Below are 13,709 nucleotides of genomic sequence, written 5' to 3' on the forward strand. Positions count from 1 at the left end.
CAACGGAACGGACACCCGAACAGTCCATGCGCCAATCCTCTTTGATTGCCACCATCGCCGCCTTCGCGATTGCCGCCACCGGCGCCGTCAGCGCGGCGGCCCTAATGGTGGGCCGCATCGAACGCACGTCACAACGCGAGATCGACACCCTGTTCCTCGAAGGCGGGCTGGACTGGGCGTCCGTCTCGGTCGACGGCCTTCAGGTACGACTCAGCGGTACCGCCCCGGATGAAGCGACGCGGTTTCAGGCCCTGTCGCTGGCCGGGAACGTGGTCGACGCCACCCGCGTGATCGACGGGATGGAGGTGACGTCCCCCGACCCGATCCAACCGCCCGAATTCTCGATCGAGATCCTGCGCAACGCGGACGGCGTGTCGCTGATCGGTCTGGTGCCCGACGCGATGGACCGCGAAGCCGTGTCCGACCTGCTGCAGGAAATCGCCGGTCGGGCACAGGTGACGGACCTGCTGGAAAGCGCCGATTACCCGGTGCCCGAAGGCTGGGGCCCGGCGATGACCTATTCGCTCGAGGCACTGGCCCGCCTGCCCCGCTCGAAAATTTCGGTGTCGCCCGGCTCGGTCGAGATCACCGCGATTTCCGACAGCGCCGACCAGCGGCGCGCCCTGCAAGAGGCGCTGCGGGCAGAGGTTCCGGACAGCGTGACGCTGACGTTGGACATCAGCGCACCGCGCCCGGTTATCACGCCGTTTACCCTGCGCTTCCTGATGGACGAGGATGGCGGGCGCTTCGACGCGTGCTCGGCCCACACCGAGGACGGGCGCGCCCGCATCCTTGCCGCCGCCGCGGCGGCTGGCCTGCAGGGCACGGCCACCTGCACCCTTGGGCTTGGCGTGCCGTCGCCGCGCTGGCCCGATGCGGTGACCGCCGGGATCGACGCCGTCGCGCGGCTGAACGGCGGGACGCTGTCGTTCTCGGACGCGGACGTCAGCCTGACCGCCCCCGTCGGCACCGACCAGACGACCTTCGACACCGTTGTCGGCGAACTGGAAGCCGCCCTGCCCGAGGTGTTCAGCCTTGACGCGGTGCTGCCGACCCCGCCGGAAAACGACGGCGCTGGCAACGACGCGGGCGACGTCCGCCCCGAGTTCGTCGCCACCCTGTCGCCGGAAGGCCTGCTGCAACTGCGCGGTCGCGTGAACGACGCGCGGTTGCGCGAAGCGGTCGAAAGCTTTGCCCGCGCCCGGTTCTCGACCGCCGAGGTTCGGGGCACGATGCGCACCGCCGAGGATCTGCCGATGGGCTGGTCGGGGCGGGTGTTCTCGGGGCTGGAGGCCCTGTCGAACCTGACCAACGGCGCGCTTGTGGTGCAGCCCGAGAACATCACCGTGCGCGGCGACACCGACAACCCGGACGCCCGCGCCGAGATCGCCCGTATTCTGGGCGACCAGCTGGGCGCGTCGGCCAACATCACGATCAATGTGACCTACCACGAGGTCGAGGAACCCGAGGAAACCCTGCCAACGCCCGAGGAATGCGTCGACGCCATCAACGCGATCCTCGCCGCGCGCAAGATCACCTTCGCTCCCGGCTCTGCCGACATCGACAGCGCCGCACGGGTGTCCATCGACCGCATCGCCGAGGTGATGGAAGACTGCACCGCCGTGCCGATGGAGATCGGTGGACACACCGACAGCCAAGGCCGCGAGGCGATGAACCTTGGCCTGTCGCAGCGCCGGGCCGAGGCCGTGCTGGAAGCCCTGATGGCCCGCCGCGTTCTGACCGCCAACCTGACCGCGCGCGGCTATGGCGAGGAACAGCCGATCGCCGACAACGGGTCGGAAGAAGGCCGCGAGGAAAACCGCCGTATCGAGTTCACGCTGCGCCTGCGCGAGGAAGATGTCGCCGAGGCCACGGAGGACGACGAGACCGCCGAAGCCGAGACTGACGCGACGGACGAGTCGGCAGACGACGCAGCCGCGTCGGACGAGGCGGACGCAGAGGCAGACGCAGACGCTGCGGCACCGGAAGAAGACACGGATGCCGCGGCGGATGAGGCCGATGAAGAGGTCAGCGAAGATGACGCCCCGGACACCGAGACTTTGCCCGTTGATCCCGACATGCCCACCACGCCGCCGGTTAGACGGCCCGAGGACATAGCCGAGTAGGAAGACACCGAATGAACCGCACCGAATTCATCGCCCTGACGGCCGTCATCCTGTTCGTCGCCTTCGTGCTGGGCTGGTTCGCCCACTGGCTGATCCACCGCTTCGTGCGGGTGAAAGGCTCGGAAATGGGCGAGCTGGACAAGCTGGCGCAGCAGTTGCACGAGGCCGAAGAACAGCGCGATCAGGCGGTTGCCTACTATCAGCAGCGCGAGCAGGACCTGACCAACACCTTGCACCAAACCGAGGCGGAACTGTCCGCCGCGATGGACGGGCTGCGCGACGCCCGGACCGAGGCGGAAGAACTGCGCTCGCAGCTGGAAAAATCCGGCCAGTCAAGCTGACCGTCCGGCGCCAAGAGCCGGACGATCCCGGGCCGCGTTCAGCCGCGCCCGATGTAGGGCATCTCGCGTGCCATCACCGTCATGAACTGGACGTTGGCCTCTAGGTCGCGCGTCGCCATGAACCAGATCGCGTCCGTCACGTTGCTGACGTCCATCGACGGGTCGGGCTTGGTCCCCGCCGCAATCGCACGTTCGTGCTGCGCGGCGACCATCGGGGTGCGGGCGTTGCCGATGTCGATCTGACCGCAGCCGATGTCCAGATCGCGGCCATCGAGACTAAGCGCCTTGGTCATGCCGGTGATCGCGTGCTTGGTCGTCGTGTAGCACACCGAGTTCGGACGCGGGACGTGGGCCGAAATCGACCCGTTGTTGATGATCCGTCCGCCGCGCGGGTCCTGCTTGCGCATCAGGCCGAAGGCCGCCCGCGCGCACAGGAACATCCCGTGCAGGTTCACGTTCACCACGTTGTTCCACACGTCCAGCGGCACATCGTCGATCAGCTCGGCCACGCCGAACATGCCGGCGTTGTTGAACAGGACGTCCAGCCGCCCGGCCTTTTCCACGAAGGTCGCGAACGCCTTGTCGACGGCATCCGGGTCGCTGACGTCCGCCGGCAGCGGGATGATCAGGTCGTTCTTCGCGGCCATCTCCTCGAGCGGCTCGGCGCGGCGGGCAAGCGCGCCCACGGTCCAGCCCTGTTCGGCAAAATACTCTGCCGTTGCCTGTCCTATGCCCGAGCTTGCGCCGGTAATCAGGATCGTCCCTGTCATTCCTGTTCCTCCCTCTGCAGTTCAAGTGGCGCCGCCGGCGCCTTCAGATCGTCGGTCGTCAGCGGCCCGCTTGGGCGCGCCAGCCGATAGCGTGTCACCCAATACAGCCGTTCCTGCGCGCGGGTGATCGCGACATATGCCAGCCGCTTCCACAGCGGAATACCCGCCTCGACCCGTCCAGCCTGCGCGGCGGCCCAGAGGTCTGGTGCGAACACCTGCACGTCAGGCCACTGGCTGCCCTGCGCCTTGTGGATGGTCACGGCGGCCCCATGCAGGAACGCGGCCCCCATCGTGGCGGCGGACGGGATGAAGGGTTCTTCTTCGTTCGGCATCTCGATCTTGATGATCGAGGCGACGGACAACTGCGGGTCTTCGGCCCCCATGACGTGAAGATGCGCGAAACCGGGCTTGCGGCCGGGCCGCATGAACACGACCTGCGCGCCCTTGATCAGACCCCGCGCTTCAAGGTCGATGCGGCGCTTGCGGTGTTTCAGCGGTAATTCCAGCCCGTCGCAAATCAGCGGCTCGCCGGGCAAAAGTTCGTCTGGCCGCGCGCCATAGGCCGACCGGAACGCCGAAATCAGCCGCACGCGGGTCTTGTTGCGCCACACCAGCACCGGCGAACGGGCCATCAGGCTGGCGTCCACTCGGGGCGTCACCACCACCCGGTCGTCGCGGCGCGCGGCATCCTCGACCATGCGCTCGAACTGCTCGAACCCAAGGCTGTCGTCGGCGAGTGCATGGGCAAGGTCGAGGATCGGGTTGCCCTCGGCCTGCCGGTGGATGCGGCTTAGCTCCAGCCGCCGCTTGCCCTCGAACCGGTCGAACACCATCTCGCCCGACTGGCCCACGGGCGCCAGCTGCGCCGGGTCGCCGAACAGCAGCAGCGTCGGGAAGATCTCTTTCAGGTCGTCGTACAGCCGGTCGTCCAGCATCGAGGCCTCGTCGACGAAACCCACGTCCAGCGGGTCTTCGCGCCGCTTCCAGCCCCGGATGAAATCAGACCCGCGCAATCCCGCCGCCGCCAGCGCGCCGGGGATCGACTTGTTCGTCTCGTAGAACGCCCGCGCCCGGTCCAGCGCGATGTCGGTCAGCCCCTCGATCTCGGGACGGTCGCCATTGCCGGCCAGCCACTCGGCGATCTTCTCGTACTCGGGGTCGTAGACCGGAGTGTACAGGATGCGGTGGATCGTCGTCGCGGGCACGCCCCGGTTGCGAAGAACGCTGGCGGCCTTGTTCGTCGGCGCAAGGATCGCAAGCGTGCGCCGGTCCTTGCGGCGTTTGCCTTCCCAGTCGCCCGAGACGATCTCGACGCCCGCTTCCTGCAGCGCGTCGGTCAGCTGCGCCAGCAGCATGGTCTTGCCGGAGCCGGCCTTGCCGATCACGGCGGCGATGCTTTGGCGACCCTCGGCCATCGGCGACAGCGACCCGTCCACAAGATCGACGCCAGCGCCCCGAAGCATTTCGGTGACGCTGTCGAAGGCCTCGGCCTGATCATCGGAGAATTGTACTGCGGGCAGCGCCATGCGCAGACCCTATGCCAACCGGCGGGGGGAGGGAATCGGATTTCACCGCATGAAGATGAAAGATCCCCCCGCCCCAAGCGGCCATCAAGCCGGCTTAGCCGGTGGCCGCAAGCGGCATCGGTTTCAGCCCGAACGACTGGTCGAACCACGCTTGGCTGAACGCCGCCGAGATGCCCGCCCGGTCCAGCAGAACCGGCAGCACGTCGTGGGTGCAGGCCCACAGCCCGACGCTGATCGCCGCGCGGCCCGATCCTTCGGACCCCAACACCGTCGGTTCCCAGCCCAGCCTGCGATAGACCCGCACCATGCGCGCGTCGAACACGCCGACCAGATCGGTGAGGTGAAAGTTCAGCCCGACTTCCAGCGCCGCCAGCATCAGCGCCGAGGACACGCGCGGTTCGGCATCCGGGGCAAGGCAAAAGCGGGTGCATTCCCAGATCAGCGGCGTCCGGATCTCGGCCCCGGCAAGGTGGCGGAAGTGGTCGTTCACCATCGTGTCGGCCACAGTGGGCAGGAACCGCATCGACCCGCCGTGGCGGCCGTCGGGACGCTCCCAGATCGCGTAGATCGGGTTCATCGCGTCATAGCTGTCGCGTTCTTCACCCGCGTCGTCCACCGTCACCTCCCAGCCAAGACGGTCACGGAACTGCGTGGCACGATCTTGGAACATGGTGTCGCGCAGCAGGGGAAAGCGGGACAGGTCCTCGCCATAGATGTAACGGAGCATGGAACGCCTCAGTGCAGGAAAACTGCAACTCAGGCTGCTTTCGGCTTGTTAACGCGTCGCTAACCAACGGCGCGGTGCATCGCGGATCAGATCACCAGCAGGCCCATCGACAGCGCCTTGGCGACGGCGTGGATCGTGTTCGACGCGCCCAGCTTGAACCGGGCGCTTTCGATATAAACGCGCAGCGTATGCTCGCTGATGCCCAGCGCCTCGGCCGCCTGCGCGCGGCTTTGGCCCATGGCCAGAAGGGTGCAGACGTCGATCTCGCGCGGGCTGAGGTTCTGCACCTTGGTCTCGTCCGACCCCCGCTCCAGTTGCAGCGCCTTCTGGTTCACGTAATGCGCCGCAAGGATCAGCTCGCGCGTGTGTTCGGTGGTGTACAGTTCCCACTCGGAATCCCGGCGGGCGTCGGAAATGGTAAACAGGGCGAACTGTCCCGACGGCCCTCGAATCGGAACCGAGAAGCCGTGCGTTCCGACGCCAGCGGCGCGCGCCTCGCCCATGAAATCGCGGGCGGACTTGCCGGACCAGTCCAGCTGGCGCCAGTCGACGGGGTGGAAACGCCGGAAACAGCCCTGCACCACCGGATCGATGCGGGCGTAATCCTCGCCGAAATACTGGACGGACCAATCGGCGGAATAGGTGGTAGAGGCGTACTGGTGGCCGGTGCTGTTTACCGAGTGATAGGTGACATGCTCGATATCGAACATGTCACGCAGGCCCTTCAGGTGCTTTTGCAACTCGTCGAAGTCGCGCGTGCCCTGCAGAAGATCAATAAACGAGTCCAGCCGTCCTTTCATGCCGTGCCGCTGTTTCCGGCTGCCTCCCCTTCGCCGACGCAAGCTCCACAGCGGCGATCAGCGTTGCATCCCCAAGCTGATCTGCCGTTTCAGAGAGCCCGTTCTTATCGGCGAAGGCCCTCAGGTCCGCGAGCACGTCGAGTATCCAGTCATTTGCCAAAACAAACTCTCCACACGAAAGGTTAACGGAAGCTTAAGATTAAGCTTGGGACTGAGCATACTTGGCCCAGCATAGGCGCATCCATTCGCATTTTGGTACTCCCCGAAAATGGGGAGGCGTCGCACCTCAACCGATTGGAAAGTCACAAACCGCCGGAAAGAAAAGATAAACGCCGGCGGACCGTGCGGGTCCGCCGGCGTCATGGTCGAAGCAGCGCGAAGCCTAGCGTGGGGAACCGGCTTCGAGCACGTCCTCCAGCGTACGCAGGCCCGTGGTGGGGGCTTGGACCAACACCGCCATGTTGCCCGGCAGGTGCGCGTTACGCCGCATCTTCGTATGGGCGGCCGGGATTTCCGCCCACGGGAAGACTTCGGACATGCAGGGGTCGATGCGCCGTTCGACCATCAGTTTGTTCGCCGCAGACGCCTGTTTCAGGTGGGCGAAGTGCGACCCCTGGATGCGTTTCTGGTGCATCCAGACATAGCGGGCGTCCATCGTCAGGTTATAGCCGGTGGTGCCGGCGCAGATGACGACCATGCCGCCCTTCTTCACGACGAAGGTGGACACCGGGAACGTCGCCTCTCCGGGGTGTTCGAAGACCATGTCGACGTTCACGCCCTTGCCGGTGATCTCCCAGATCGCCTTGCCGAACTTGCGGACCTCGGCGAACCACTGCTTGTAGGCGTCCGTGTTCACCTCGGGCAGTTGGCCCCAGCAGTCGAAATCCTTGCGGTTGATCACGCCCTTGGCGCCCAGCGACATGACGAAGTCACGCTTGTCCTCGTCCGAGATCACGCCGATGGCGTTGGCGCCCGCCGTGTTGATCAACTGGATCGCAAAGCTGCCCAGCCCGCCCGACGCGCCCCAGACCAGAACATTCTGGCCCGGCTTCAGGTCATGGGGTTCGTGCCCGAACAGCATCCGGTAGGCGGTGGCCAGCGTCAGCGTGTAGCAGGCGCTTTCCTCCCACGTCAGGTGCTTCGGTCGCGGCATCAACTGCTGCGCCTGCACCCGCGTGAACTGGGCAAAACTGCCGTCCGGAGTCTCATAACCCCAGATCCGCTGCGACGCGGAAAACATCGGGTCGCCGCCGTTGCATTCCTCGTCATCGCCATCGTCCTGATTGCAGTGGATGACGACCTCGTCCCCCACCTTCCAGCGTTTGACCTTGTCACCGACGGCCCAGACGATGCCGGACGCGTCCGACCCCGCGATGTGGTATTCCGCCCCGTGGACGTCGAACGGCGAAATCGGAATGCCCAACCCGGCCCAGACGCCATTGTAGTTGACGCCCGCGGCCATCACCAAAACCAGCACCTCGTGGCTGTCGAGCGTGGGGGTATCCACCACCTCGACCTGCATAGACTGTTCGGGTTCGCCATGCCGCTCGCGGCGGATTGCCCATGCATACATCTGCTTGGGCACGTGGCCCATCGGGGGCATCTCGCCAACCTCATAGAGGTCTTTCTGCGGCGCGTCGTATCCGGCTGGGGCCGGGGTGCTGTCCAGGGCCATCGTCGGGTCTCCTTGCCGATCCATGCGGCGGCGCAGAATCGCGCCGCCTCCCTATCGGATAGAGACGGAAGAGTAATTATGCAATACTGTTGATGCTTATTTTGTAATTTTATGTCTCTGCCGATTTCCCGACATCCATGCGTCCCTTCTCGGATCGTTCAAAGACCCAAGCCACCGAATTGGCGTAATAGTCTAAAAGCGAAGCATTTTCCGGGACAGACAGTATGAAATCGCCGGACTCGCGCAGAATGCGGCGAGAGGTCAGGCTGGCAAGCCCGACGCGCAGCACTTCGTCGGCGTCGCCCTCGACAAGCGGGTTGGAAAGCTGCGTCAGCAGCATCGACGCCCGCGCCCGCAGGTCGGCGCGGCTGATCGTGCCGCCGGCCCGGGCGACGATGAAGGCGGTCAGCGGAACCGCCAGTACCGGCAACACCACCCGCACCCGGTTGCGCAGCTCTTCCCCGACCGCCTTGACCGACGCGCCGGGATGCTGACGCATGTAGCGCCGCATCGACATCGGCGCCCCGAACCGCACACCGACCTGCCCGAACCGCACTGCCCGCTTGCGCAACCGGCGCCACGTGTAGCGGATGGGGAACCAGAGCGACTGCGCGATCGACGCCCGGAACCGCCGCTCGCCATGCGCGGCAGCCTCGGTCAGCACGCGGTCCTCGATCACCCGGTCATAGTTCAGTGCAACCGGAACGAAGACGACGTCGCGCCCCTCTTCGGGGTCGAAATCCGCCAGCACGTAGCTCAGCAATCCCAGCTTCGGGGTCCCGATCCGCCCATCCAGCGAAAGCCCGCCCTCGGGAAAGAACGCCTGCGTCACACCTGCCTCGGTCGCCATCTGGACGTACCGTGCCAGCACCCGCCGATAGAGCGCGTTCCGCGATTTGCGCCGGATGAAGTAGGCCCCCATCGACCGGATCAGCCACGACAACGGCCAGACCCGCGCCCATTCCCCCACCGCGTAGGACAGCGCCGAGTTTTCGGCCACCAGATAGGTGATCAGCACGTAGTCCATGTTGGACCTGTGGTTCATCACGAAGATCACGGTCGCGTCCGGGTCGACCCGTTCCAGCGCGGCGCGGCTGCGTTCGTCCACGCGAACGTCGTACAGCTTGCGGCTGAGCCAGCGCGCGGCCCGCGTGGCGAAGCGGTAATACACCACCGTAGAGAACGACGGCACGATCTCGCGCGCATAGCGGCGCGCCCGTTCCATCGCGACGTTCTCGGGGATGCCTTCCTCGGCCGCGTGTTCGGTCACCGCTGCCAGAACCTCGCGGTCATACACCAGACGCTGGATCGTGTCGTGACGCCGCGCCAGCTTGAACGGCTGGATCGGACGCTGCAGCCGCTTGTTCAGTTCGGCAACCGCCCGCTCCATCCGCCGGCGGAAGAACCAGCGGACCGAGGGGAACAGGAAATGGCTGAGAAAGGTCACCGCCGCGAACAGCAGGACCAAGATCAGCAGCCAAAGCGGAATTTCGACGGCCCGGAACATGCCCGCCCCTCTACATCGATTCGCAGCCTGCGACATCCTTTCCCGTCAGCCTTCGGAACGATGAAGCGGGGCGCGGCGTTGTGGCACCGAAAGATCACTCTAATAAAAAGAGGGGAACCCCGAAATGAAAGGCCAGAAAGTATCGCTGAAGCACCTCCAGCGCGCGCTGACGATGGAGCTCACGACGGTCAACACGTACATCTACCAGGAACGTGCGTTGGACGACTGGGGCATCGACCGCCTCGCGACCCGCATGCGCGAAGAAATCGACGAGGAACGCGGCCACGCCAACGACTTCCTCACGCGCATCCTGTTCCTTGAAGGCAAGGCCGATGTCCAGACGCTGGACAAGATCGAAGAGCCGAAGAACGTGCGCCACATCTTCGAAACCCAGCAAAAAATGGAGCTGGAGGCCCGCGAGTACTACGACAAGGCCGCCCGCGAGTGCCAAGAGGCCGGCGATCTCGGCAGCTTCGAACTGTTCATGCGCATCCTCAAGGACGAGGAAGAGCATATCGACTTCGTCGAGGAACAGTTCGACCTGATGGAGATGATGGGCGACCAGCTGTACATCGCGCGGCAGGTGTCGTCGGTCAGCGGCGAAGGCGACGACGCGCCCTAAGCGCACCGCGCCACCGCGAACACGAAAAAACGCGCCGGTCCCATCAGGGGCCGGCGCTTTTCTGATTCCGGCCTCATGATCCTTTTCGCTGCAACGCGGCAGATTGACATCGCATCAATATTCCGGCTAGAAGCGGTTTCGTGTAATTTTGTTGCGCACCGGATTCGACGGAGGCCAGGATGACCCAACCGCAGAAAGACCGCCCTTGGCTGTTCCGCACCTATGCGGGTCACTCCACGGCTGCCGCGTCCAACGCGCTGTACCGCTCGAACCTGGAAAAGGGGCAGACCGGCCTGTCCGTCGCCTTCGACCTGCCGACCCAGACCGGCTATGACAGCGACCATGTCCTTGCCCGCGGCGAGGTCGGCAAGGTCGGCGTTCCCGTGGCGCACCTTGGCGACATGCGCGCGCTGTTCGACCGGATCCCGCTGGACCAGATGAACACGTCGATGACGATCAACGCCACGGCGCCTTGGCTGCTGGCGCTGTACATCGCGGTGGCCGAGGAACAGGGCGCCGACATCGCGGCGCTTCAAGGCACGGTTCAGAACGATCTCGTCAAGGAATACCTCAGCCGCGGCACCTATATCTGCCCGCCGAAACCCAGCCTGCGCATGATCACCGACGTCGCCGCGTGGACGCGGGTGCACCTGCCGAAATGGAACCCGATGAACGTGTGTTCCTACCACCTGCAAGAAGCCGGCGCGACGCCCGAGCAGGAACTCGCCTTCGCGCTGGCCACCGCCATCGCGGTGCTGGACGACCTGCAGGGCAAGGTCGACGCCGCCGACTTTCCCGAAATGGTCGGCCGCATCTCGTTCTTCGTGAACGCCGGCATCCGCTTCGTCACCGAGATGTGCAAGATGCGCGCCTTCGTCGAATTGTGGGACGAGATCACCGCCGACCGCTATGGCGTCGAGGACCCGAAGTACCGCCGCTTCCGCTACGGCGTTCAGGTCAACTCGCTCGGCCTGACCGAACAGCAGCCCGAAAACAACGTCTACCGCATCCTGCTGGAGATGCTCGCGGTCACCCTGTCCAAGAACGCCCGCGCCCGCGCCGTGCAATTGCCCGCGTGGAACGAGGCGCTGGGACTGCCCCGCCCGTGGGACCAGCAGTGGTCGCTGCGGATGCAACAGATCCTCGCCTACGAGACCGACCTGCTGGAATTCGGCGACCTGTTCGACGGCAACCCGGCGGTCACCGCGAAGGTCGAGACGCTGAAGGCCGGCGCCCGCGCCGAACTGGCGCAGATCGACGCAATGGGCGGCGCGATGGAATCGATCGACCACATGAAACGCCAGCTGGTCGAGGCGAACGCCGCCCGCATCGCCCGGATCGAAACCGGCGAAACCACCGTGATCGGCGTCAATCGCTACACCGGAGCCGAACCCTCGCCGCTGACGGCGGGCGACGCGATCCTGACCGCCGACCCGCAGGCCGAGGCCGACCAGATCGCCCGTCTCGCCGACTGGCGCGCATCCCGCGACGAGGCCGCCGTACAGGCTGCCCTGTCCGACCTGCACCGCGCCGCAGCCGACGGCAGCAACATCATGCCCCCCTCGATCGCCGCCGCGAAGGCGGGCGCCACCACCGGCGAATGGGCCGAGGTGATACGCCAGACCTTCGGCCATTATCGCGGCCCCACCGGCGTGTCCGACGCGCCCTCGAACCGGACCGAGGGGCTGGACGACATCCGCGCCGCCGTCGACGCCGTCTCTGCCCGCCTCGGGCGCCGCCTGAAACTGCTGATCGCGAAACCGGGCCTCGACGGCCATTCCAACGGCGCCGAACAGATCGCCGCCCGCGCCCGCGACAGCGGCATGGACTTCCGCTACCACGGCATCCGGCTGACCCCGGCGGACATCGTCGATGCGGTGGCGCAGGAAGAACCGCACGTCCTTGGCCTGTCGATCCTGTCCGGCAGCCACCTGCCGCTGATCGAGGATGTCACCGACCGCCTGCGCGCCGCCGGGCTCGGCCATGTTCCGGTGATCGCGGGCGGCATCATCCCCGAAGACGACGCGGACCGCCTGCGCGCGATGGGCGTCGCCCGGGTGTACACCCCGAAGGACTTCGAACTGAACCGCATCATGTTCGACATCGTCGATCTCGCCGCCCCGCGCGACGTCGCGGCGGAATAGCCCGCGCGCCCTTCTTCTCTTCCGAAATACCTCGGGGGAGCCGCCGAAGGCGGCGGGGGCAGAGCCCCTACTGCGCCAGCCCCAATGCGGCCAGGTGGGCGACGCTGGCTTTCACCTTCGAAAAGTCGTTGATCTCGACGATCAGGTGCGGCCGTGCCGCCGACCGGTCCAGCGCCGCGAAGACGGCGGCAAAGTCGATGCTGCCCTCGCCCAGCGCCCAGTGGCAATCGCGGCTGCCGTCGGTGTCCTGCAAATGAACGTGCGACAGCGACGCGCCCGCCGCGTCCACGAACCCGGCGGCATCCGGCGCCCCGCAGGCGTGGTGGGCCCAGTTCGCGTGCCCCGTGTCGACCGACAGCCGCAGCGCCGGGCTGTCCGCCGCCGCGATCACCGCCGCGCGCTCTGCCGGATCCACGTCCTTGATGTTCTCCAGCACGATCGTCACGCCGATCGCCTCGGCGCGCCGCAACGCAGGCGCCAGCGTCGCAAGGATCGCGGCGACCCGACGCTCGCGGTCCTTCGGCTTGTGGCCAAGGTTGGCGTGATCCCACGGATCATAGGGCGAATGCAGCACCATCTGCACCGCTCCCAGCTTTTCGCAGGCCGACAGGCAGGACAGCAGCCGCGCCTGCACCACAGGGCGCAGTTCCTTGTCCGCGACATCCAGTTCGAACCCCCGGAACGGGCCGTGCACACCCAGCCGCCCGGTCCACCCGTCCAGTTTTGCCTTCGTCTTCGCGATCAGCGCATCCGGCGCACGCAGGATGTCGGCCATCGCATATTCGGGCAGTTCAAGGTCGCGGTTCTTCTCGATCAGCCAGTCGCGGTGACTGTCCAGAAGCAGCCCCGTCAGTTGCGCCCCCACCACCGGAAGATCGCCCATCGCCGCCTCCTATCCGTCGAACCCGGACTTAAGGATCACCGGCACGATGATGTCCTCTTCGTCCGTCAGGTGCCGTTCCAGCAATCCCGCGAAGCCGGTCAGTTCCTCGTGGAATGCGCCCGCCCCATCGCGCCGTCCGTCGGACGTATCCGCCGTCAGCAAGACGTTCGCCTTGTCGGCAAAGCGGTTCAGCATCGGGTCGATCAACTGGTGGTCGGTCTCCAGCATGTCGAACCCGCGCTCGATCCGGGCGTCGATGCCGACAAGCTGGGGGAAATAGTGCATATCCTCGATCTGGTGGTGACCGTGCAGCTGGTTCAGAAAGCTGCCGCCCAGCCGCGACAGCCGCGGCGCGTACCGCTCGAACTCGGCGGTGCCGTCGATGAAGCCCTCGGTGTCGGCCAGCATCCGGCGTGTCATCTCGCGGAACATCATGTGCCGGTCCAGCCAGAACCGGACCAACTGGCCGAAGTTCTCGTGGCCCTCCCAAACCTCGCGCGGGAAGGCTTCCAGCAGGACGCGAAGCGCCTCGGGCAGCCCGTCGCGGGTTTGCAGGTTCAGGTCAGACATCGGCAGGCTCCCTCGTTG

12 protein-coding genes are annotated in these 13,709 nt (G+C 65.9%); 4 read left to right on the top strand and 8 right to left on the bottom strand.

Annotated features, from left to right (window positions below):
• Positions 1 to 26 precede the first annotated feature (26 nt).
• Both P1K30_RS10515 and P1K30_RS10520 read left to right on the top strand, forming a co-directional pair.
• Positions 27 to 2,126 carry an OmpA family protein gene (locus tag P1K30_RS10515; protein ID WP_275632680.1) on the top strand — a complete coding sequence of 700 codons (2,100 nt, stop codon included), beginning with the start codon at positions 27 to 29 and terminating at the stop codon, positions 2,124 to 2,126.
• An 11-nt stretch (positions 2,127 to 2,137) separates the two neighbouring features.
• Entirely contained in the window at positions 2,138 to 2,467 is a 330-nt protein-coding gene (locus P1K30_RS10520) for a hypothetical protein (RefSeq protein ID WP_275632681.1), read from the top strand.
• A 38-nt stretch (positions 2,468 to 2,505) separates the two neighbouring features.
• Here the strand turns inward: P1K30_RS10520 and P1K30_RS10525 are convergent, their stop codons facing one another.
• The 6 genes from P1K30_RS10525 to P1K30_RS10550 form a co-directional block, all read right to left on the bottom strand.
• Positions 2,506 to 3,237: an SDR family oxidoreductase gene (locus P1K30_RS10525; protein WP_275632682.1), complete on the bottom strand. Its 732-nt coding sequence runs from the start codon at positions 3,235 to 3,237 to the stop codon at positions 2,506 to 2,508.
• Positions 3,234 to 4,763 carry an ATP-dependent DNA helicase gene (locus P1K30_RS10530; RefSeq protein ID WP_275632683.1) on the bottom strand — a complete coding sequence of 510 codons (1,530 nt, stop codon included), beginning with the start codon at positions 4,761 to 4,763 and terminating at the stop codon, positions 3,234 to 3,236. The genes P1K30_RS10525 and P1K30_RS10530 overlap by 4 nt, the downstream gene beginning before the upstream one ends.
• A gap of 94 nt (positions 4,764 to 4,857) precedes the next feature.
• Positions 4,858 to 5,490 carry an acyl-homoserine-lactone synthase gene (locus tag P1K30_RS10535; RefSeq protein WP_275632684.1) on the bottom strand — a complete coding sequence of 211 codons (633 nt, stop codon included), beginning with the start codon at positions 5,488 to 5,490 and terminating at the stop codon, positions 4,858 to 4,860.
• An 86-nt stretch (positions 5,491 to 5,576) separates the two neighbouring features.
• A complete protein-coding gene (locus P1K30_RS10540) occupies positions 5,577 to 6,290 on the bottom strand; it encodes a helix-turn-helix transcriptional regulator (protein WP_275632685.1) in 714 nt (237 codons plus the stop codon).
• Positions 6,291 to 6,672: 382 nt separating this feature from the next.
• Positions 6,673 to 7,965 (bottom strand): crotonyl-CoA carboxylase/reductase, encoded by a 1,293-nt coding sequence (ccrA, locus tag P1K30_RS10545; RefSeq protein ID WP_275632686.1) that lies wholly within the window; start codon positions 7,963 to 7,965, stop codon positions 6,673 to 6,675.
• A gap of 109 nt (positions 7,966 to 8,074) precedes the next feature.
• Entirely contained in the window at positions 8,075 to 9,472 is a 1,398-nt protein-coding gene (locus tag P1K30_RS10550) for a 1-acyl-sn-glycerol-3-phosphate acyltransferase (protein ID WP_275632687.1), read from the bottom strand.
• A gap of 124 nt (positions 9,473 to 9,596) precedes the next feature.
• On the opposite strand from P1K30_RS10550, the gene P1K30_RS10555 reads away from it, so the two are divergent.
• Positions 9,597 to 10,094, top strand: a complete 498-nt coding sequence (locus P1K30_RS10555; protein ID WP_275632688.1) for a bacterioferritin — start codon at positions 9,597 to 9,599, stop codon at positions 10,092 to 10,094.
• 179 nt (positions 10,095 to 10,273) lie between these two features.
• The gene (locus P1K30_RS10560) at positions 10,274 to 12,238 is read left to right on the top strand and encodes a protein meaA (protein ID WP_275632689.1); all 1,965 of its coding nucleotides are present in this window, start codon (positions 10,274 to 10,276) and stop codon (positions 12,236 to 12,238) included.
• A 67-nt stretch (positions 12,239 to 12,305) separates the two neighbouring features.
• Here P1K30_RS10560 and P1K30_RS10565 read toward each other — a convergent pair whose 3' ends face one another.
• Both P1K30_RS10565 and P1K30_RS10570 read right to left on the bottom strand, forming a co-directional pair.
• Positions 12,306 to 13,121: a sugar phosphate isomerase/epimerase family protein gene (locus tag P1K30_RS10565; RefSeq protein WP_275632690.1), complete on the bottom strand. Its 816-nt coding sequence runs from the start codon at positions 13,119 to 13,121 to the stop codon at positions 12,306 to 12,308.
• Positions 13,122 to 13,130: 9 nt separating this feature from the next.
• Positions 13,131 to 13,691 carry a hemerythrin domain-containing protein gene (locus tag P1K30_RS10570; protein ID WP_275632691.1) on the bottom strand — a complete coding sequence of 187 codons (561 nt, stop codon included), beginning with the start codon at positions 13,689 to 13,691 and terminating at the stop codon, positions 13,131 to 13,133.
• Between the last annotated feature and the right edge of the window lie 18 nt (positions 13,692 to 13,709).

This window comes from Psychromarinibacter halotolerans (genome assembly GCF_029168315.1).
GTDB classification, from domain to species: Bacteria; Pseudomonadota; Alphaproteobacteria; order Rhodobacterales; family Rhodobacteraceae; genus Psychromarinibacter; species Psychromarinibacter halotolerans.

Coding starts and splice junctions, on each gene's coding strand:
- P1K30_RS10515 (WP_275632680.1), top strand. CDS start 27: ATGCGCCAATCCTCTTTGATTGCCACCATCGCCGCCTTCGCGATTGCC.
- P1K30_RS10520 (WP_275632681.1), top strand. CDS start 2,138: ATGAACCGCACCGAATTCATCGCCCTGACGGCCGTCATCCTGTTCGTC.
- P1K30_RS10525 (WP_275632682.1), bottom strand. CDS start 3,237: ATGACAGGGACGATCCTGATTACCGGCGCAAGCTCGGGCATAGGACAG.
- P1K30_RS10530 (WP_275632683.1), bottom strand. CDS start 4,763: ATGGCGCTGCCCGCAGTACAATTCTCCGATGATCAGGCCGAGGCCTTC.
- P1K30_RS10535 (WP_275632684.1), bottom strand. CDS start 5,490: ATGCTCCGTTACATCTATGGCGAGGACCTGTCCCGCTTTCCCCTGCTG.
- P1K30_RS10540 (WP_275632685.1), bottom strand. CDS start 6,290: ATGAAAGGACGGCTGGACTCGTTTATTGATCTTCTGCAGGGCACGCGC.
- ccrA (WP_275632686.1), bottom strand. CDS start 7,965: ATGGCCCTGGACAGCACCCCGGCCCCAGCCGGATACGACGCGCCGCAG.
- P1K30_RS10550 (WP_275632687.1), bottom strand. CDS start 9,472: ATGTTCCGGGCCGTCGAAATTCCGCTTTGGCTGCTGATCTTGGTCCTG.
- P1K30_RS10555 (WP_275632688.1), top strand. CDS start 9,597: ATGAAAGGCCAGAAAGTATCGCTGAAGCACCTCCAGCGCGCGCTGACG.
- P1K30_RS10560 (WP_275632689.1), top strand. CDS start 10,274: ATGACCCAACCGCAGAAAGACCGCCCTTGGCTGTTCCGCACCTATGCG.
- P1K30_RS10565 (WP_275632690.1), bottom strand. CDS start 13,121: ATGGGCGATCTTCCGGTGGTGGGGGCGCAACTGACGGGGCTGCTTCTG.
- P1K30_RS10570 (WP_275632691.1), bottom strand. CDS start 13,691: ATGTCTGACCTGAACCTGCAAACCCGCGACGGGCTGCCCGAGGCGCTT.